The following is an 18,692-nucleotide window of genomic DNA, read 5'->3' as shown; positions in this document are numbered from 1 at the left end:
CGATATCGATCCGTCCGCCCGAGGTTTCCCACAGACGCAGGTCAACCAGGTGAACATTTTGGCGCAGCGGCGACAACGGTGGTGACGAAGTCGGAGGCGATCTCACGAACCCGCCGATTGGTGTTCTGGGACTCGGTGGACAGCATCGCGAAAGCGTCATCTGCGCTGATCCGGTGCAGCGCCATCAGAATACCCTTAGCCTGCTCGATCGGGGCCCGGTGCTCCATCGCGGTGCGCAAACCGTCCACAGTGTCCAGCGCACTGCGCGAAGTGGAGTAGTCACCGAGTGCGCGAGCGGTGACAGTAGTCAATACGGCGACGAGATCTGCATCGATGGCATCGAAGGCACCGGGTTGGTGACTGTAGAGATTGATTGCACCGAAAACAGTGGTCCCGGTTGCGATGGGTGCCGCGAGCATCGAGTGCACGCCAGCCTGGCGCGCAGTGGGCCCGAATTCAGGCCAACGACTATCGAGTGCGTCGCAGTCGGCGAACACTGTGGCCCGGGTCCTCGCTGCGGTCAGGCACGGCCCATTGTCGATATCGTATTGTTCGGTATCGATGGCATGTGTGCTTTTCTCCGGCCAACAAACAGTGAAGGTTCGACCACGAACGTCTACGGTCAAAACGCTGCAGTCGGCGCCCCCGATAGCGCTGCAGGCGGCGTCGACAAGGCGACCGAGGGCCTCGAGGAGATGGTCATCGTCGCTGATCGACTCGCCGACCGACGCGACAACGAGACCGAATCGAGCCGCTGCAGCGCGTGCGGTATCGGATTCGTAGACCACGGAATCGGTGGGGCCAGTCCCGGATACGGTCGGGTCGTTCACACTCGGTATTCGATCACACGTTCTGTGAAGGCAACTAACGACCTTCTCACCGGGTGTGTAGCTTCAATCGCGCCGAGGTGATCTATCACGCCGCACCAGAGCGCAGCGGTCCAAAGTCAGCCGATGAGTGACGGCCAGGTCCGATGTACACGTGCTACGAAAACCGGCCCGCGTCCCCCTCGAGATCACGCCGGTTTCAACCCGCGTCGCTGGAGTTCGTTGTGGACGCGTTTGCACTCGTTTGCAACCGACACGACTTCATCCGGCGTCGCATCGCGGGCGATCGCTGAACGTCGATCCTCGAGCAGTCGGGTGTATCGCTCCCCCAGCACTTCAGAGGATATTTGTGTGTAGTTCATAGCAACTCACATCTCCCACACCGGGTGAAAAACGAGGACAACACCTATATTGGACGAGAATTCGCTGTTGTCTCTTCATGATCTGCCTTTTTTCGATCCGGCATTGCCGAATCGGTCGTGAAAGTCCGAAATTTTCTGGAACCAGCTCAGCGGAGGCATCAGCACCCGCGGTGAACAAGCCATCCGGTCCGCGAACCGGGTTCACGGCAACACTCCGCTGTGCAATGTCTCGAGCTCCTGAAACTTGCTCTGCCCGGTGTCGCAAGCCGAACAAGCAAACCCACTGACAGCGGTGCTCTGCGTGCACATCTCAATTCGGACGGGCCCTCATCATTGACCTGCTAATACGGTCACATGTTCTGCAACCCGACGCCCGCGCGAGCGACGCGAAGATCCCGGGCCGAGATCTACTTGCGCGCTTGGCCGATCGAGCTAACCGATCGATGTAGACGGTCGACCAAATCGACATCTTCACCACACCGCAGCGAACCCCCACCTAGGCCCAGCACGCGTGCGTCCTGGATAGCCAAGTAGGCACCGTAAATATGTCCGTGATTCACATCAGAGGGAGTTCGACAGAGGCTCTCGTGGCGATGGATCCGCAGGGCCAGCTACGAGCACTACCTGGACGTCCTGGCCCGCTGCATTTCCATTCTCGATGAAGAGGATGAATCGACAACCTCGAAACAGCTCGGATCGTTCGGCGGTGGGCAACGCCTACCTGCACGATACTGATGCACATGCGCAAGAGGTTCCACGAGCAGCTCGACACGCTCACCGATGAGCTGACGTTGATGTGTCACCTTGCGGGTGAGGCCAACGAAGCAGCCACGGCTGCCGTCATCGAGGCCGACCTGCCGCTGACCGAGAGAGTATTTGCACTCAACGAGCGGATCGAGGCGTTGCGTGGCCCGTGCGAGGAGCAGGTGATGACACTGTTGGCATTGCAGGCACCGGTCGGCCGAGACCTGCGTCAAATCCTCACTGGGGTGCATTTGGTGGCAGATCTGAGTCGGATGGGTGGACTGGCGCAACACGTAGCCGAAAGCGTGCGCCGCCGTCACCCCGACCACGTCGCGTCGGAAGATGCCGAAGCGCTGCTGACCAAGATGGGTAGGGTGGCGGGCCAATTGGCGGGTGCCGCCGAACAGGTGCTGCGCACGCGAAATCCCGAGGAGGCCGCCGAACTCGTCATCATCGACGACGATATCGATTGCCTGAATCGACAACTACTCGCGCTGGTCAAAGATGCAGCGTGGACGGGCGGCATCACCTCTGCCATCGATGTAGCTTTGCTCAGCCGTTTCTACGAGCGTTTCGGTGACCACGCGGTCGAGGTCGGGCGTCGAGTGATCTTCCTCGTGACCGGAGAACGAGTGCTGCAGTAGCGTCCATGCTGGTGGACATCGCGTTCCGGAGCCGCGGGAGGGAACCCAGCCGCTAACTCTCCTCGATCACGAGGCACCGATACCGAAGCCGGCTACCGCGATGGTGATACCGAACGTGACCGCTACGGGGAGCTAGAGCCCCACTGGCACAAGGACCTCGCTCTCGGCACCACACAGGGGTTTTGCGCCTCTACGCCTGCGGTTCGGCATTGACGCTTGTGAAAGAAGTCCTTGCGATCTGACGGGTTGAAAATCCATCCCCGCGCTCGGAAAGTGTCATTGCTCGAACCCGCGCGGAAGGATGCCTGAACATCGAGAAGTCGACACGTAAATCCTGTCGAGCGGACGTTGCCAATCGAGAATCTATCGAGGTGTAAAATGTAAACATGCTGGCACTCATAGGTATTCTTCTCATAGTCTGGCTTGTATTCGTTGTCTTGGGCGTTGTCGTCAAGGGCTTGCTGTGGTTGGCGATCATCGGGATCATCCTGTTCGTGGCGACCGCGGTGTGGGGATGGCTCAAGCGCAAAGCAACCTAAATCAGCCAGCGCAACCGCCTTATGGTCGCTGCAGCGTGGATCGGTCACCGCGTACACACCGTGGGTGGCACGGGCCCGATGGTGCCGGATACTGCTCGCTGACGAGTTTTCACGGTGACGGTGGCAATCGGCCCGCCGGGGTAGGTGTCCACGGCGAGATTACCTGTCCGGTCACACAGCACATCTACCCCGTGTCGGTACGCGTAACGCCGGTGAAGATCCCAGATCGACACATCGAGTGCGCCTCCGTCGATGCCCTGGTTCGGTACTGCCGTATTTCTCTATTCGGTGATGGACGCGCCGTCCAGCAAATCGAGGGTGCGTTGCAGGAGCTGCTCGATGCGGTCTTCGACGTCGTCGACGAGCGAGGGAAGCTCGGATAACTTCTCGTGCGCGCGTCGGCGGGCAGCGACACCGGCGGTGTAGTAGCCAGGATCGAGATCGGCTGAAACAGATTCTGCTGCACTCGAAATCGGGTGGTGGTCACTGCCGAGTTGATCGCTGTACCGAAGGGGACGGCCGATAATGCGGCGCGGCGGCTGACCGGTCGCATGCGCGCGCACTATGTCGGCTATCGCGGCCGGCGACATCGCAACCGGTGGCAGCGGCATGTGTCCCCACTGATCGATCGAGACAGCAACCGGACCTGCACGATTCGGGACTGCGGTCATATCCGGAAACGTATCTCCCAGCAGGTGCTGGGAGAGCAGTGTTGTCGAGGGGTAGCGGTCGGAAAACGCCAGCACCGTGTGCCAACGTCTCCACAGCTCACCGGGATCCAGCTCAGGCGTCGATGGGATCAGAAGTTGATGGCGGCCGCCGATCCACAGGCAGGCGGTCCGAACCTCGATGTCGGCCCGGTCGAGACCGGCGATTGCGGTGTACGACATACCTGCACCCGCTAGTAGCAGCAGGATCGCGTCGCGGCGCCCGAACAGTGCCTCCGTCGACCCGGTCGCCGGTAATGCTGTGGCCAGTGTCTCGAATTCTTTAGCGCGGTGACGAATTCGGGTGCTGCGCGTGGAGTCGAGTGCGAGCCTGATCGCGGTGACGCGCCCGGGCTCAGGAAGGCCGGCACCGCGGTGGCGGTTGTTGATCGCCGAGACTCGCCGCAGCTGAACGGCATCGCCGGCGGGATTGTCGCCCAGAAACTCGACCAGCGTGATCGCCGATGTCGGTAGTGGATCCACATCGCTCGCGGTGCACCAATCGACGAACAGCTGCCACTCGTAACGGTATCCGCCTAGTGCGGCTGGTGGTCTCGCAGACACCAACGTGACGCTACCTACAGACACCGACAACGCCGACGAGTTCCACGGGCGCCGCACGCTTGGGTATGCGACTCCCCTGGTCGCGATTGTCGCCGAAACCGAAATTGAAACCGAAGTCGACGTTGGGGCCGTGTGCCGCGCGTCGGCACCATGGCCCCTACGGGGGTGCAGGTCTGGATGTAGAAGGTTCCGCCACCGTTGGGACATCTTCACGTGGTTGCCACTCGAGACACCAAGCGGTGACGATGGACCAGTAGTTTCAGCACCTCCTACGCTCGGTTCACCACGCTCTGTGGGTGCCGCCGCTTCTTGAATCAGTTCATGGGTGTCCCACCGGTCACGGCGATGGTTTCACCGGTGATGTAACTCGATTCGTTGGACGCCAGGAAGACATACGCTGGGGCGAGTTCCGCGGGTTGTCCTGGTCTGCCGAGCGGAACCGTCTCGCCGAACTTCTCGTATTTGTCCGCGGGCATCGTGGCCGGGATCAGCGGAGTCCAGATCGGCCCGGGGGCAACGTCATTGACACGAATTCCGCGAGAGGTCAGCTCACCGGACAGGCCTTTGGTGAAGGCTACTACTCCGGCCTTCGTCGTTGCGTAGTCGAGCAATTCGGGCGATGGATTCGACGCCTGGATCGAGGTCGTGTTGATGATCGTCGCTCCGGCAGTCATGACAGCGGCCGCGCGTTTGCTGATCCAGAACAACGCGGGGGTTGAGGATTAAATTTGCTCAATCCGGCGCTAACGGGTTACCGCACATAGTGTGGTGCTATGTGCTGTAGTAGTCGAGGTCGATGAGATGGTCCGGTTTCACAGTTCGTCGGCGTCGACGAGTGATGTGCGGCTTGCCGATGCAGTACAGCTCTATTTGGCGACGCTCATGGTGCCGAACACCCGAGCGACCTACGCAGCGGCTCTGAATCGGTTGGTGGTCGATTTCGGGGCGGACACGAATGTGGCGGTGTTGGGCTCGGAGCCGGATCGGGTCAGCGGCTGGTTCACCTTCGTATGGGGTGGCAGGTCGGCGAAGACCTTCAACATCCGATTGACCGCTCTGGGGTCGGCGTGCGCATTTTGGCGCGATCAGCAGTGGTTGGCGGGCGATCCTTTGGTGCGGCTGCGAACGCGTCCCGCACCGCCGGGCACGAGCAGGACGCTGAGCAAGGATCGGGTCGCGAATATCTTGGGATCGGATGCAGCACTCCGGGAACGGGTGCTGTGGCAGTTGCTCTACGAATCCGCGGCGCGCGCCGACGAGGTGTTGATGCTCGATGTGCCCGATCTGGACACCGCGAACCGCTGCGCGGAGGTGACCCGCACGGTCGGGGCACGCGAGCTCATCGTGTGGCAGAGCGCTACTGCGCAGCTGTTGCCGCGAATGCTGGCCGGCCGCACGAGCGGTCCACTGTTCCTCACCGACAGAAGAGCCCGATCATCTGTGGCTGCAGGCGATGTCGACTCGTCGACGGGGCGGGCACGACTGTCCTATCGGCGCGCAGCCGAGATGTTCGAACGCCACACCGTCCGGTACGACGACGGCCCGCACACGCTGCACCAGCTACGGCAGTCACGGCTGACGCATGCGGTCGAGGAGGGTGCGTCGATGCCGGTGTTGATGACACTGTCGGGTCAGGTGTCGGTGCGAGGCCTCGTCGAGTACACGAGAATCTCCGACGAAGGACTGCGGCGCTTTCAGGCCGGCAGCGATCCGGCGGCGCGTCGTCGGCCGAGTCGATGATCGGCGTGGTGAGTTGCACTGTCAATTGCTCTCGCGGGCATCGGGATCGCGCAGCGGCCGGTGTGTTCCACCGAGGTCCGGTAAGTGGAAGGCGTAGTGGCCGTCGATGCCGATGTGGGTGCGGATAAACGCCGATAGTCGCTGGGCGTCGGCATCGAGCACCGGATAGCCCTGAGCGCGTAGCTGCTCCAATGCGCGGTTGGTATACAACGTATTCCACAGAACTGTGCAGTTGAGCACCAACCCCAGTGCGGAGAGCTGATCTTCCATGCCTTCGTAGTAGGTGCGGGTCATCTCCCCTTTCTTTCCGTGGTAGATCCGGCGCGCCAGGTCGTGGCGGCCTTCTCCGAGATTGGCCTGGATCTTGCCTTCCCTGCGGTACGGTTCGTCGTCGGCCAGGCGCAGGATGTGCAGGGTTTTGAAGATCCGCCCGTAATGCGCGATCGCTTGACCCAAGGGGGTAGGTTTCCCGTCCCGGGAGATCATCCGGGTGACGTCGTGAGCGGAGACCTCACACTCGTTGATCGACACCGCGACCCGGCACATGTCCTCCCAGTGCGAGGCGATCTTCTCTGCGTCTATGCGTCCCCGAGCGGCCTGGTTGAGCGGTCCGTAGTCTGCTGACCGGTCGAACCGCCATAATCGCTGATCGGGCAGATTCGCCAACTGCGGCCGATACCTCTTGCCGATCAGGTGCATCAGACCGAACACGATGTCGCTGTAGGAGCCGGTGTCGGTGACGATGTGTTCGGGCACTCTTCCGCCCTGCTGGAGTTGCACGACATCGATGAAGTTCAGAGAGTCGCGGGGCGTCCCCGACACGACTTTGGCCGCCAGGCCGGCGGACTGGTCGTTGAGCATGTTCAACCAGGTGATCCCACGCTTGCGGCCGAAATATTTCGGGTTCGGTCTCGCGTGAATGGTGCGGACCGGGACCACGAACCGCATACCGTCCACGGAGGCGAGTAGCCCACCGCCCCACAGCTGCGCCAACTCGATCTCCGACTGGGTCTTCACCAGCTCCACATTGGCCGCAGTGAGCGTCTCCACACGAACGTAGTTCTGGTCGACATGGTGCAGGCGGTCACGGGTCAGCGCGTGCACACCAGGGCTGGTCACAGGGGTAAAACCTACGTTCATCGCGTGCGCGCACAGCACGGCCGCGACTGACAATCCGAGATCGGCGACGCGGGCACCGTTGCCAGAGACGTGGGTGAACGACTCGGTGAACCGAGGCACCCAGGACATGACTTCCAAGACCAGCTCGGGCAGGTCGACCTCGGGCACCATTGTCTGAACCCGGCGGCGCAGATCGACCAGGGACGGCGGGTCCGGTTCCGCTTTCAGCGCGGCGAGGTGAAGACGGCCGTCCTCGTCGACGCTCGCCGGACCGTCGCCGTCCAACCTCGCGGCGACCTCACGGTAGGCGGTGTCCATCGTGGCTGCATGCTCGGCGAGCAACGGTGCCGGATCGCTCGGTAGGTTCAGCGCGTTCATCCCGGCGTCGCGGGCGCGATCCCATGCTTTCCCGGCCAGCAATTGTGCTCGAGGGTCGCGCCACCGCGTCGAGTGCGGGGCAAAGATGTTGCGGTACTTGAGATGCCGATGAAACTGCTCCAGTAGACACAGGGTATAGGCAGCGCGATCGACCGTCTCCGGTGGCCGAGGATCGCGATAGACAAGCCTCGCCCATCCTCCACTGATGAGATCATGGTCGATCTGGCGGGCATCGAGCCAGCTCGCGGGGAGTTTCGACCTCGCCGACATCATCTCGCCGAGGGTCTTCATCGCCGCCAGTACCGCCGCACCGTCCGCGGTCGCTCTGAACGTCACCGTGTTCATCAGCCGGGGCAGGAAGACCTGGACCGTGGCCACGCGGCCTGCCAACTCTTCGAGACGCTGCCCATCGAGCTCGGCATCGTCGACCGGCACCAACTCGTCGATCACCGCTACGGACGTGCGCAGCTCACTTTTGGTCGCGGTGTTCTCGATCAGATTCCACAGCATGTCGACGGTGAGGTCCGGCCCGGCCTCACTCATCTCCAACATCATCTTCACCGCTGCCGAGAGCGTTCCTGCATGACGCGAGACACGCGGGTATCGGCGCAGCTTCTCCTCGCGTGACTCACGTTCGGCCTTCGACATCAGGTTGGTGACCATCAACAGATCGAGCAACTCGAGCACGTCATCAGTTGCTCTGTCAGACAACACTTTCACCGCAACCGACTAGCACTGCCAGTCGGTTGCGGCGGGGCTCGATGCGCCGCAACGTCGGAGCCTTACTCGACAGCCCGTAGGTGGCCAGTGCGATCACTCGACGCTGCGGAACCATCGACACATCCAGCGATTGCCCACCCAACCCGATGAGGCCGCTCAACCGTTCCAGAGCGTCGAGCATGCCCTTCGAGCTGGTCCGGAACACGCCCCGGCGAAGACGTTCCAGTTCGCTGACACGACGTGTGCCCTCGGGTGCATCGAGTAACGCCAGTAGCGCCGAAGCAGAACCAGCAGCGAGGTGATCAGTCAGCGTGCTCCACAACCGCTGATCAGCCGACTGTCGCCCGCCGGCCACCACTTTTTCCAGAGTCCGAGGGCCGGGAAGCAGCGCCTGATGCTTACGCAGCCAGTCGCCCGCGCTCGCGAGAATCGCCTTGGGCCCATCGCCGGCTTTTCCAGTGGTAGAAACCGGAGGTGGAGACCTCGAGCCAGCGGCAGCGGTCGGTGATCGGTACTACCGCGGAATCGGCCGCGACATAGGAATCGATGAACTCGTACTTCGCCACTACCGTGGCTCCCGTGCAAAGTACGAGGCTGCTTTTCTCAGGAAGGCTGCCTCGGCTCGAAGTTCTCGATTCTCACGTTCGAGCTGGGCGAGGCGTGCTCGTTCGGTGAGGGTGAGTTCGGTGTCCGGGCCGCCGTGGGTGTCACGGTACTTCACCAACCATCGGCGCAGACTGTCGTCACCGACGTTGTAGGCCTTGGCGACTTCGCTGATCGGCTTGGAGAAGTCGATGACCTCTCGGCACAGTTCGTCCTTGAACTCGGGACTGAACGATCGACGCGATCTGCTCATGCTGGACTGGCTCATTTCGGTAGATCCCTATTCTAAGCGGGTCCACTGTCCGAAATCCCTGGGCCGATCAGTCGTCCACGTCAACGAGTACGAAGGCAACCCACACCGGCGCCCGCTGACCTACGACGAAGTTCAACTGTTGTTCGACGCCGCCGACACCCGAGTCGACGACATCCGTACCCGTCACCGCAAGGGCGCACTCAGCGCAACACTGCTCAAGACGATCTACGCGTTCGGGCTCCGTCGCCGCGAAGCATGGGGGTTGGACCTGACCGATCTGCGACACAACCCGAAGGTGCCGGAGTTCGGCCGCAGCGGCGGCTTGTTCGTGCGGTGGGGCAAACCTTCTCGAGGCGGACCTCCCAAACGTCGCACCGTCCTCACCGTCCCCCGAGATGGATTGGATCGTCCCCGTTCTCGACCAGTGGATCGACGAAATCCGTCCGGCGCGCCGCCAGTCGCCATCAGGTACGTGACCTGTGGGTGGACCGTTCTCACCTCTCGACAGAGAGAGCCTGAGGTGAAGTTGATTCGTCGAGGTCGCCGCTGTAGTCGACTCGCCACGCTGGTCCACCGGGTGCGTTCCGCCTCCGGGTTGATACCGATCGATGGCGAAACCGGCTTTGCGTGTCGGCGGACTGATCGTGTCGTGGCCGGTCACTCGGTATTGCGCAGTTCGAGTGATACGGCGAACCGACCAGTTCGAGAATTATGGAGGTGATCCTCGGTTGCGTCGGGCCAAGCGCGGTGCCCCGCTGCTTTCCGGTTTCTGCCCCGTAGCCCAAGTACAACCGAGTCCCCCGCACCTGACACGCACGCGCTGACGCCAAGTCGAATTCGATCTTCGTTACTCGATATGACCCCGCATACGCTGCTTCCTTAACCGCGCTACCGTCGAGCCACTTCGGCAGCGCAGTGCGTTCCGATTTTGCCTCTCTCCTGACCCAGAAACGGCAGGTCGTCAACTGCGCTGAACTCTTTGACTAGCTTGTGTACCCGATTCTGGACTGTCGCGAGTTTCGTCCACCTTCGGCACCAATGAATGACGATCTCAATACGACGTCTGCTTCAATCACGCAGCAGCCAACATGCGATCCATCGACTATAATAGAGTCATGCATGACGCCAATAGCCCCGGCCGAACTTACAAAGTGGCGATTGGTTGCGCCACTGCCGCACAGGTATCACTTATCGCTCTCGCGCTTATTACATTTATATTTTTCTTCAGCGTGGGTGGGCTACAAAACTCGACTAATTGGACTTCCGTGTTGCCACTGACAGCGTGGAATGCATTTACTGGCGTGCTGGTCCCGTATGGTATCGGCATAGCCAAGGGAAAGCTTCGAGACCGCTCTCAAATAAATACGTTTCGGTTTACGCTTGGAGCGACGGCGTTGTTCGCAGTCATATCTATTCTATGGCTGCAATTTCTGATGCTCCAGGTTGTTGGAACGGCTCTAATGATCTTTACTGCTTTATCGGCGGCCGGATCGTTGCTAGCGGCGCGCAGATGACCCCGAGCGGGATCTAGCCCGGGCCACTCGCCGCCTGATCGAAGACGACGAGCAGCGGCCCGGTTAGAGCGGGATCACCTGGACTTTATCGCGGTGCGCCTCCATTCCAGCCTGACGAGGTCGCCGATACGTTGCCCGGAGGGCACACGATCGAAGGAGTTAGAGGCGATAGGCATGATGCGCTGACAAGGTCTTTCTGAAGGACAGTCGTCCAGGAAGAGTTTGGATTAGCCCAGTTCCGGATGTATGCTTCGTGGTTGGGCATCTGGCGGTAACTACCTGACACCGAAAATTGATTCTTCACACCCGAGAATCCGACGGTAATATCATACTTGATCGCTCCGAGGAGCTCTTTGACATCACAGAACGGTTGAGTCGCCTCGTGATGCACTTCGAACCGTGTAACATCACGAAAATCGGTTCCATTTCTCGCCAGGGTCTTCATCGTAATTCCCGTGTCCGGGGCTTGCATGGTCTCAGTTAAAGTCTTGGGCGGTGGGTACGTCTCGCCGGTCACCGGGTCCGTATAAGGCGCGGATTCGTAATACGTCAGGGTTCGTTCTGTTGGGTGCACTGACTTAGTCATACGGGCCTGCGGCCCACCATTTCGGTTGGGGTGCGTGTAAACGTTGACGTCTACGCGGGTCCGGTAGGCATCAGAATTAGCGTTGTATCCCCGGTTATCACCCTTGTATTTCTCAGAGATTGCACCGTAATTGCTGCAGGGGGCCTCTACTGATGGGGTGGGTATGAAGGTAGCGTATCGGAAGGTGCTTGATCTGCTTTCCACAATGCCAACGCCGGGTTGATATTCGATCATCCCGTTTTGGAAGTTCTGTCGAATAACGCCATTGCTTTGTGTGGATTCATCAGAGGTTGGGAATCCGTAGTAAGAATTTTCCCATCCCGCTGCTGCCCACGCGTCTCGAATAGCCCCATGAATCACGCGAGCGCCGCTACTTAGGGACCAGTATACCGAGCCGCCCTGAAAATGATTAAATTTTCCACCGTTCGCGGCTTGCTCACGGGTGGTTGGATAGCCTAGGAATCCTCGCTCGTCTCCGGAGTTTAGCCACTTCGACATAATTAACCCGCCCACCTGGCGGCCTTGGTTCTGATCAACCTCAGGGCTCCAATAGATTCGGTTTGTATCAGCCCCGAATGCTTGCCAGGCCCCGCCTCGGGCGGCTGGTAACTCAGGGCTATTCGGTTCACCCCACGGTGGGGGGTCCACCGGGAAAAAGAAAGCCAAGGGCTCGGAATTCCCTGTCAATCGAGCCGTAGATCCAGAAATTATTCCTGAATGAGTCCGCGTTAGCGACCCCTGGAACCATGACGGTGAGGGCCAAAGCCATCACAATTGCGACGACGGACCCGAAAGTGCCGCAGCGACCTGGTGATCTCACTTGCTTTGTTGGTAAATGCGTCTGCTGCATAGTTTCTTTCCGATAGTAAGTACCGACCAGTCGGAAGTATGCGTGCAGTTGCGAGCGGCCAGTCTGCGCCCAACGTCCTACGGCGTGTCGGGCGGGCTTCTGGTCTGTCAGTACGTCACGTCTAGCACCTGTGGTAGCTATCTCGTCTTTTGTAGGGAAGGAGTGGACCGGCGTGCGCGCGACCTACAACACGTCTGCGGTGGACTGATCAAATGCCACGGAGACTCGTCACCCGCGGTCGACGTTGACCACGGGTGACGAGCGGCGGTCGACCGCGTGACGGTCAACCGTATTGTCAAGCCGTCTCGGCGTCGAGTTCACACCTAGTCCCCGGTAGAGCGGTGGAACGTGGGCGGGTCGAAGGCGACGGGCCAGCGATCGAACAGGTCGCTGCCCTGTTCGTTGGAGATGGTCATTGTGCGGCCGCCTGAGGCCGGCGGGTTGTGCTGGTGCGTGCTGCGTCTTCGTCGGTGGCGTTCGTCCAGTCGAGGCGGCGTTCGGTGCCGAATGTGGGTGCGGTGAGGGTGTAGCGGCCGGTGCGCATGGGTGTTCCGCGTCCGTGGATGGTGGTTTCGACGGTGATCGACCGTAGTCGTCCTCTGCCGTGTTCGATACCTGTGACGGCGACGGGTCGGGAGTCGATGGTGAGGTCGGTGCCGGGCATTCGTCCATCAGCGCAGATCAGGATTGATGCGTGCGTTCCGCACCGAGCGAGAAGTGCCCGCACCCGTGTCGGCGGGACGTCTCGGCCGCCGAGCGTCGATATGACGATGTCGATGCCATCGAGCAAGATCGAGCGAGCATCGAGAGGGGTCGGTCGATCCTGGATCCACGAGAGCGACCTTTGCGAGATTTCCGCCGTGTTCGTGGACGGCGAGCAGGCTCAGTCGTGGTTGGCCGATGAGGGCGACATGGTGGCCGGCAGCGGAGGCTTCGGCGATGAGGATCGATCCGGCCGGTGACGGTGATGGCGGATCCGCGGGCCAGGGCTCGGCGTGGGAGCAGTTCGGCGAGCGGTGGGGGTACGGGCATGGTCCGGAGGGTTTCGCCGCGTACAGCGGCGGCGAGCGGTTCCGGATCGTCGTCACTGATCGGGAGTCGTGGGTTCGGGCCGGTCGAGCGGGGCGGCAGTCGGGAGGTCGGCGGGTGCGTGGTCGCGTCGACCCGGCACGGTGGCCATCCGTCGGCGTAGGACGTCGAGCTGGGTGGCTTTGTCGAGTCCGGTGAGGTCTTCGATCGCGTCGACGGTGGCCATGTGGGTCGACCTTCGCCGTGCCGGCAGGAACATCGACAGGATATCGAACGTGTGTTCGACTGTCGAAGTGCTGGTGGCGTCGTCAGCGGCGTGCAGGACTGCCGTGAACGCCGTCGTTGGTGAGGGTCCAGGCGAGGTGTCGATAGGTATGCAGGGTGCGTGTGACCTGGTCTAGGGCGTCGATGACTGCGGGATCGTCGGGGTCGTACCCTTCGTCTCTGATGGCTGCGCGTTCGTCTTCGTCCATATTTTGTTGGACGCGCGCGGGGGTGCGATGGTTCCCGCAACAGTCATTCGTGTGAATGACTGTACGAGCGTGGAGCCCGACCAGATGGGACGGGTAGTGGCCCCGCCCGGTGTGGGCGGGGCCGTCCGGCCTAGAGCTTGAGCGGTTCGATCGGTTCGTCGGTGCGGTGCTTGCCGAGTAGGCATTCCCAGGTGCGGGTGTCGAGCTGCTCGGGTGTGACCGACTGCCCGCACATCGTGGCGTGGTGCACGTCCGCGTGCAGGCCTCCCAGGTTGTGGGTGGCCATCGTTGCGCCGCGGTTGTGGGCAGCGGATGCGATGCGGAGAGGCGATCGGGAAGCATGGCGAGGGTCCTTTCGAGGCTGTCGATGAGACGCAGCGATCGGACATGACGAGTGCTTCTATCAACTTCGCAATCCCTTGTGCAGCAGCCGAGGGTTGCATCGTTGCTGCGAACCAGTGCAAGAGCGCGCGACGAGCGTCAGCTAGAGGCCGGCCCGTGGGCCCTGCAGTACGTCAAACACGCCTGAAGCTGACCGATCATCCGTCGACTAGCGAAACGGTCGCTGTTCACGCGCGTCGCGCAGCACGTCGGACCACCAGCAGAGCTCGGTGACCGCGGCGTCCACAGCCTCGTCAACGCCCTCCGGAGCGTGGAAACCACTGTCGTCGACGTGGTTCCACGGCGCGGACAGTCCCACGACGCTGCGGGTGGTGACCACGTGCAGCTCGGCGAACACACCACGGAGGTGCTCAGTGGCTAGCAGTCCTCCACGCGCACCGTAGGAGATGACGGTCGCTGCCTTGAACATCCACTCGCCGTAGTGCCAGTCGATCGCTCGCTTGAGAGATCCGGGATAGCTGTGGTTGTACTCCGGCGTGACAATGACGAACCCGTCGGATCGATCGATGATGTCCGCGATCTCCGAGCGCGGCCCGCCCCCCGGTTGCAGGTGACGGTCGTCGGGCAGGGTCACGTCGGCGAGGTCGATGAGTTCCGTCCTCGCGCCCGAGGCTCGGACGCGATCGACCACCCAGTCCGCGACGGCCGAGCCCATCCGGTCGTCCCGCACGCTACCGGAGATGACGGTCACACGGAGCGGGGCGGGCGCGGCAGACGGCACGAGAGAAGGAGCGATCTGAGAGTTCGTCAGAGAGGTCATACGCCGAGGCTGCAGGTAGAACATTGGTTGAAGTCAAAGGCTCCTATGTGCGACGGTGCAGACGTGAGCATCGACACAGCCGCGACCACCGGCACCTTCACCGAGTCCGTCGCCGACGTCGCCCGAGCAGCCGGCGTCGCCACCTCCGCGGTGCGGTTCTACGAGAAGCACGGACTCGTGAGCGCCAGGCGGACCGCAGGCGACGCCAGACGTTTCGAGGCCGACGCCGCCTGCAGGATCAAGGTCGCCAAGGTGGCTCAACGCGTCGGACTGACCGTGCGTGAGATCGCCGACATCTTGGCCGTCCTGCCCAGGGACGCACGACCTCAGGACTGGGATTTCGTTTGTCGGACCCTGATCGACGAGGCCGAGGAGCGGATCGCCGGCCTTCGCGCCACCCTCGATGCGCTCGGGGGTGGCGCGAAGGCCGGCTGTGCGAGATCGGACATCCTCGCGCCGACAGTTGACTTCAACCAAGGTTCAACTCTTAGCGTCACCTCATGCCAATCACACCCTTGCAGCCCCCTTCCCGACAACCCATCGGCTTCTGGACCACACGGGCCGGCGAGGCCGTCGCGGCCCGTACTCGAGGCGCACTCGCGGACGTGGGTGTGTCCCAACCGCAGTGGTGGGTGCTGCATCAGCTCTCGCTCCACCCAGACGGGATGGATCGCGCGACGATGATCGAGACGATCGGACCCAACGACACGATCCCGGTGATCGAGGATGCACTCCTCTCGGCATCGGCCCAAGCCTGGACCGTCGATGACGGCATTCGCGTCAGAGCGACTGAGCTCGGCACCGCGATATTCCAGCGCGCCGCCCAGGTGCAGGACCACCTGCAGGCCGAACGCATGCAGGGCATCAGCGAGGCAGACTTCGTCACCACCATCGAGGTGCTGCAGCGCACGATTTCCAACGTGGGCGGAGATGCCTGGCACTGGTGAGCCACACGGCGCGACGTCTACAAGATCCGGCGCAGCTCGTCGGCGAGTCCGTCGGCGTCGATGGGCCCGTCACCGCGTCAGCAACGGCCCAGACCGAATCGGGTGCCTGACCCATAGCTCGGCGACGTCGACGTTCGGCGGCGTCGGTGCATACGACTTCAACAAAGATCAACCTTGCGCCACTCTTGCGGGCGAGAAGTCGCCACTGCTCTCGTGCGGCGGCGACATCGTTCGCAGTGTCGACCACCACGTCATGACCCAAGCCGAGCTGCACCCGCGCCAGTTCTTCGGCGACGACGTACGCCGCGAGTCCCGTGGGCTGCTGCCGGTCTACACCCGACCGCCACAAGGCCGCTTCGATCGGGTCGACCGACAGCACAGCGCCGAGTTTTACACTGAGAACATCTGCAACGGTGCTCTTGCCGCTTCCGGGGAGTCCCGCCATCACGATCAGCAGGTGGTCAGACTAGACAACCCTCGCGCTGTTGGCTTCGTCTGCCGGACCGAGACTAAGCGGCGGCTCGGTCGCCGGCGGTGCCACCAAGCTCGGGTCTCGATACCGCCCTGTAGCACTCTTTCGACTTCAGCATGGCGTACAGAACGTTGCTGCGGCGTCTAGCGAGACAAATTAGTGCCGAACGATGATTTTTACCTTCGGCCCGTTTTCGGTCGTAGTAGGCACGGGAGATGGGATTTTTCAAAGATGCGAACGCTGAAAGGTACATGGCACGTTTGAGTCTGGAGTTTCCGCTGTGTTGTCGGTGTTCGCCTCTGATGGACGTTCCAGAGCGGTGTGTCCGGGGTGCGACCCCCGCGTAGACGGCGAGTGCGCCTGCATCTCGGAAGCGGCCGATGTCGGTGATCTCGACGAGCATCGTCACCCCGGTCCGCACTCCAACACCGGGTAGAGACGTCAGAATCGGGCCTGCCGGGTGTTCAATCAACGCTTGTTCAAAGCGAGCCGCCAGATCGCTGCGTGCGACGCGGACCTCGAGCAGCTGACGGGCGAGGTGCTTGACGACGACATCGGCTTGCGCCGCACCGGGCACGCTCACAGTCTGTTCACCGAGCGTGCCGACGATGCTGTCGACAATCTTGCTCCATAGTCGTGGTGCGAGACCCTTTGCGCAGGACTCGATGTCGGTCCGTGATGCAGTAGAGAAGCCCACCGGTCCACCAAATTCTGCCAGCAGTCCAGGTCCAATTGGGCGGTGCATCTGCGCGCCGATCGCGCGTTCGAGCGCCGGATGCACCGACAACAGCACCGACCGCAGACGGTTGATGAGGCGATTCTCGTCGACCGCCAGGTCGGCGTCGAACCCGGACAACATGCGAAGTCCTTCGACGAGGTCGTTGCTCTCCCCGACCGGCAACAGCGTGTCCGGGAGCGTGCGGGCAGCGTCGGCAATGATGTGGGCGTCTTTGGCATCGGTCTTTCCGTTGCCTGGGTATAGATCGGCGATGCGTCGCATCCGCAGTCCCGGCAAGTAGGCGACATCGATGCCGCAGTCTCTGGCCACCGCAACTGGGAGTGCGCCGATGTTGCGCGGTTGGTCGACGATCACCAGCAGCTTCCCGTGATGGCTCAAATCTTTGAACAGTCGCCGCATGCTCACTTCATCCTGGTGTACGTCGATCCCTGTGAGTCGTTCACCGTCTCGGTTCAGCGCGACGGCGTAGTGGCTGGTCTTGCCGACGTCGATGCCGCAGAACACCTGGTAGCTGTTGTTGTCCAACGTCTCCCCTGCCCTTCGGGTTGTGGTGGTCGTGGCACCGTTCCCGTCACCCACGTTATGCAGACCTTCGTCGTAGCCATGCCTCTATCAGCGGTGAATCGGCGCCTACCGATCCGGCGGCAGCACTCGCCGAGACCTGAAGTCGGCCGGTGGCCTGTAAGCCATACCGGATCGGTCGACCAGCCCCCGATGGTCGAGGACTGAGAAGAAGATAACGGGTGGCCTGTCAACCCCGAAGAGGGGAGCTTGGGACCGTGGGTTGACTGGTCGGGGTCCCCGGCATGTCAGACTCGGCGTCCTCGTACGACCCCCTTGGTGACCCATATTGGGCGACGCTGCAGGCGGCGAGGTAGCGCAGGTGCACTACCTCGCCAGGGTGGCCGCGTCCCTGCGCCCTTCAGTTGTGGCGGCGATCTTCCTCGAGGCCGCGGAGTCGGTCGAGGTCGGCTCGTTGCAGTGAGATCTCTTCGCGCAGGTCAGCGGCGATCGTCTTCTGTTCGTCGATGCGTTCGGTGTAGTCGCGGCGCAGCTCTGCTTCGCGTTTGGTGGCGTCGGTGCGCTGCTGGGTGAGTGTTGCTGCGTGAGTGCGGTTGTCGTCCTGGTGGGCGGTGCGTTCGGCGGTGAGATCCGCGCGCAGAGTTTTCGCCTCGGTACGCAGCTCGGCCAGCTCGGCCGCGAAGCGTCGATCCTTTTCGTCGTAGCGGTCGATGGCCTCGCGGTGGGAGGTGTTGAGCGAGGCCACGATGGAGTCGTGATTGTCCTGCAGGGCAGTCATTTCGGCGCGTTGGCGTGCGTCGAGCTCGTCGAGTTCGGCGCGGTGCGCGGCCTTCTGCTCCTCGACCTGGGTTCGGGCCCGCTCGGCCGCGTCTTCTGCTGCCTCGGTCTGCTCCCATGCGTCGGCGGCATCGGCGCGGAGCTCGTCGTTTTCGGCATCGAGCGCGTCGGCGCGGACGGTCGCGGCGTGCGCTGCTGCTTCGGCGGCTGCGGCGCGTTCTTCGGCGGCCGAGACAGTGCGTGCGGTTTCGGCGCGCATCAGCTCGAGACGCTGGTCGAGAGCCTTCGGGTCCGAGACGGTCCCGATCGCGGATTCGACCCTCTGGACCAGGGAGCTGATGTGACCGAACTGCGCTTGAAGGGCCGGGAGGACGGCCGCGAGGGACCCGACGGCGATTTCGGGGGGGGGGGGGGGGGGGGA

At 62.2% G+C, this 18,692-nt stretch carries 19 protein-coding genes and 4 pseudogenes; 7 read left to right on the top strand and 16 right to left on the bottom strand.

The features are described from left to right. Window positions 1-41: 41 nt before the first annotated feature. A complete protein-coding gene (locus QMK32_RS22555; protein WP_283477629.1) occupies window positions 42-830 on the bottom strand; it encodes a GAF and ANTAR domain-containing protein in 789 nt (262 codons plus the stop codon). Between the two features lie 1,099 nt (window positions 831-1,929). Here QMK32_RS22555 and phoU point away from each other — a divergent pair. Both phoU and QMK32_RS22545 read left to right on the top strand, forming a co-directional pair. Then, window positions 1,930-2,577 carry a phosphate signaling complex protein PhoU gene (phoU, locus tag QMK32_RS22550; RefSeq protein WP_283477627.1) on the top strand — a complete coding sequence of 216 codons (648 nt, stop codon included), beginning with the start codon at window positions 1,930-1,932 and terminating at the stop codon, window positions 2,575-2,577. A 386-nt stretch (window positions 2,578-2,963) separates the two neighbouring features. Continuing rightward, window positions 2,964-3,116 carry a hypothetical protein gene (locus tag QMK32_RS22545; protein ID WP_283477625.1) on the top strand — a complete coding sequence of 51 codons (153 nt, stop codon included), beginning with the start codon at window positions 2,964-2,966 and terminating at the stop codon, window positions 3,114-3,116. Between the two features lie 281 nt (window positions 3,117-3,397). Here the strand turns inward: QMK32_RS22545 and QMK32_RS22540 are convergent, their stop codons facing one another. Then, entirely contained in the window at window positions 3,398-4,387 is a 990-nt protein-coding gene (locus QMK32_RS22540) for a site-specific integrase (RefSeq protein ID WP_283477623.1), read from the bottom strand. A gap of 314 nt (window positions 4,388-4,701) precedes the next feature. After that, a pseudogene (locus QMK32_RS22535) lies at window positions 4,702-5,097 on the bottom strand (SDR family oxidoreductase); the annotation flags it as partial. A 91-nt stretch (window positions 5,098-5,188) separates the two neighbouring features. Here QMK32_RS22535 and QMK32_RS22530 point away from each other — a divergent pair. After that, a complete protein-coding gene (locus QMK32_RS22530) occupies window positions 5,189-6,127 on the top strand; it encodes a tyrosine-type recombinase/integrase (protein WP_283477620.1) in 939 nt (312 codons plus the stop codon). A 21-nt stretch (window positions 6,128-6,148) separates the two neighbouring features. Here the strand turns inward: QMK32_RS22530 and QMK32_RS22525 are convergent, their stop codons facing one another. The 3 genes and pseudogenes from QMK32_RS22525 to QMK32_RS22515 all read right to left on the bottom strand — a co-directional run. Beyond that, window positions 6,149-8,344, bottom strand: a complete 2,196-nt coding sequence (locus QMK32_RS22525) for a Tn3 family transposase (protein WP_283477618.1) — start codon at window positions 8,342-8,344, stop codon at window positions 6,149-6,151. Further along, a complete protein-coding gene (locus tag QMK32_RS22520; protein WP_283477617.1) occupies window positions 8,328-8,702 on the bottom strand; it encodes a hypothetical protein in 375 nt (124 codons plus the stop codon). Before QMK32_RS22520 ends, QMK32_RS22525 begins: the two co-directional genes overlap by 17 nt. A gap of 88 nt (window positions 8,703-8,790) precedes the next feature. Continuing rightward, window positions 8,791-9,200 (bottom strand): annotated as a pseudogene (locus tag QMK32_RS22515) (transposase); the annotation flags it as partial. A gap of 61 nt (window positions 9,201-9,261) precedes the next feature. Between QMK32_RS22515 and QMK32_RS22510 the strand changes: the two are divergent. Beyond that, a pseudogene (locus QMK32_RS22510) lies at window positions 9,262-9,646 on the top strand (tyrosine-type recombinase/integrase); the annotation flags it as partial. Between the two features lie 669 nt (window positions 9,647-10,315). Then, window positions 10,316-10,714 (top strand): hypothetical protein, encoded by a 399-nt coding sequence (locus QMK32_RS22505; RefSeq protein WP_283477616.1) that lies wholly within the window; start codon window positions 10,316-10,318, stop codon window positions 10,712-10,714. An 85-nt stretch (window positions 10,715-10,799) separates the two neighbouring features. Here QMK32_RS22505 and QMK32_RS25460 read toward each other — a convergent pair whose 3' ends face one another. From QMK32_RS25460 to QMK32_RS22475, 7 genes are all read right to left on the bottom strand, one after another. Then, complete coding sequence (locus QMK32_RS25460; protein WP_502943742.1) at window positions 10,800-11,948, bottom strand: LGFP repeat-containing protein; 1,149 nt, start codon at window positions 11,946-11,948, stop codon at window positions 10,800-10,802. 614 nt (window positions 11,949-12,562) lie between these two features. Next, on the bottom strand, window positions 12,563-12,940 hold the full coding sequence (locus QMK32_RS22500) for a hypothetical protein (RefSeq protein WP_502943741.1): 378 nt from the start codon (window positions 12,938-12,940) through the stop codon (window positions 12,563-12,565). Further along, complete coding sequence (locus QMK32_RS22495; RefSeq protein WP_283477612.1) at window positions 12,822-13,238, bottom strand: ImuA'/RecA-like NTPase; 417 nt, start codon at window positions 13,236-13,238, stop codon at window positions 12,822-12,824. The genes QMK32_RS22500 and QMK32_RS22495 overlap by 119 nt, the downstream gene beginning before the upstream one ends. Further along, window positions 13,235-13,405, bottom strand: coding sequence for a hypothetical protein (locus QMK32_RS22490; RefSeq protein ID WP_283477610.1), 171 nt, complete (start codon window positions 13,403-13,405; stop codon window positions 13,235-13,237). The genes QMK32_RS22495 and QMK32_RS22490 overlap by 4 nt, the downstream gene beginning before the upstream one ends. A gap of 82 nt (window positions 13,406-13,487) precedes the next feature. Continuing rightward, window positions 13,488-13,652 carry a hypothetical protein gene (locus tag QMK32_RS22485; protein ID WP_283477608.1) on the bottom strand — a complete coding sequence of 55 codons (165 nt, stop codon included), beginning with the start codon at window positions 13,650-13,652 and terminating at the stop codon, window positions 13,488-13,490. 130 nt (window positions 13,653-13,782) lie between these two features. Continuing rightward, complete coding sequence (locus QMK32_RS22480) at window positions 13,783-13,938, bottom strand: hypothetical protein (RefSeq protein WP_283477606.1); 156 nt, start codon at window positions 13,936-13,938, stop codon at window positions 13,783-13,785. A 264-nt stretch (window positions 13,939-14,202) separates the two neighbouring features. Further along, window positions 14,203-14,814 (bottom strand): NADPH-dependent FMN reductase, encoded by a 612-nt coding sequence (locus QMK32_RS22475; protein ID WP_283477604.1) that lies wholly within the window; start codon window positions 14,812-14,814, stop codon window positions 14,203-14,205. Window positions 14,815-14,877: 63 nt separating this feature from the next. Here QMK32_RS22475 and QMK32_RS22470 point away from each other — a divergent pair, with 63 nt between their 5' ends. Together QMK32_RS22470 and QMK32_RS22465 are read left to right on the top strand one after the other, a co-directional pair. Beyond that, complete coding sequence (locus QMK32_RS22470; RefSeq protein WP_283477602.1) at window positions 14,878-15,498, top strand: MerR family DNA-binding transcriptional regulator; 621 nt, start codon at window positions 14,878-14,880, stop codon at window positions 15,496-15,498. Continuing rightward, the gene (locus QMK32_RS22465) at window positions 15,420-15,761 is read left to right on the top strand and encodes a winged helix DNA-binding protein (RefSeq protein WP_502943740.1); all 342 of its coding nucleotides are present in this window, start codon (window positions 15,420-15,422) and stop codon (window positions 15,759-15,761) included. The genes QMK32_RS22470 and QMK32_RS22465 overlap by 79 nt, the downstream gene beginning before the upstream one ends. On the opposite strand, the gene QMK32_RS22460 is transcribed toward QMK32_RS22465, so the two are convergent. The 3 genes and pseudogenes from QMK32_RS22460 to QMK32_RS22450 all read right to left on the bottom strand — a co-directional run. After that, window positions 15,697-16,206: a P-loop nucleotide/nucleoside kinase family protein gene (locus tag QMK32_RS22460; protein ID WP_283477599.1), complete on the bottom strand. Its 510-nt coding sequence runs from the start codon at window positions 16,204-16,206 to the stop codon at window positions 15,697-15,699. The genes QMK32_RS22465 and QMK32_RS22460 overlap by 65 nt on opposite strands. A 64-nt stretch (window positions 16,207-16,270) precedes the next feature. Then, window positions 16,271-17,497, bottom strand: a complete 1,227-nt coding sequence (locus tag QMK32_RS22455; protein WP_283477695.1) for an IS110 family RNA-guided transposase — start codon at window positions 17,495-17,497, stop codon at window positions 16,271-16,273. Between the two features lie 397 nt (window positions 17,498-17,894). After that, window positions 17,895-18,692 (bottom strand): annotated as a pseudogene (locus QMK32_RS22450) (hypothetical protein); the annotation flags it as partial.

The organism is Rhodococcus sp. H29-C3, assembly GCF_030063405.1.
Taxonomy (GTDB): Bacteria; Actinomycetota; Actinomycetes; order Mycobacteriales; family Mycobacteriaceae; genus Rhodococcoides.
Note: the sequence above shows the minus strand (reverse complement) of the source record. Positions and strands in the feature narration are given on the sequence as shown.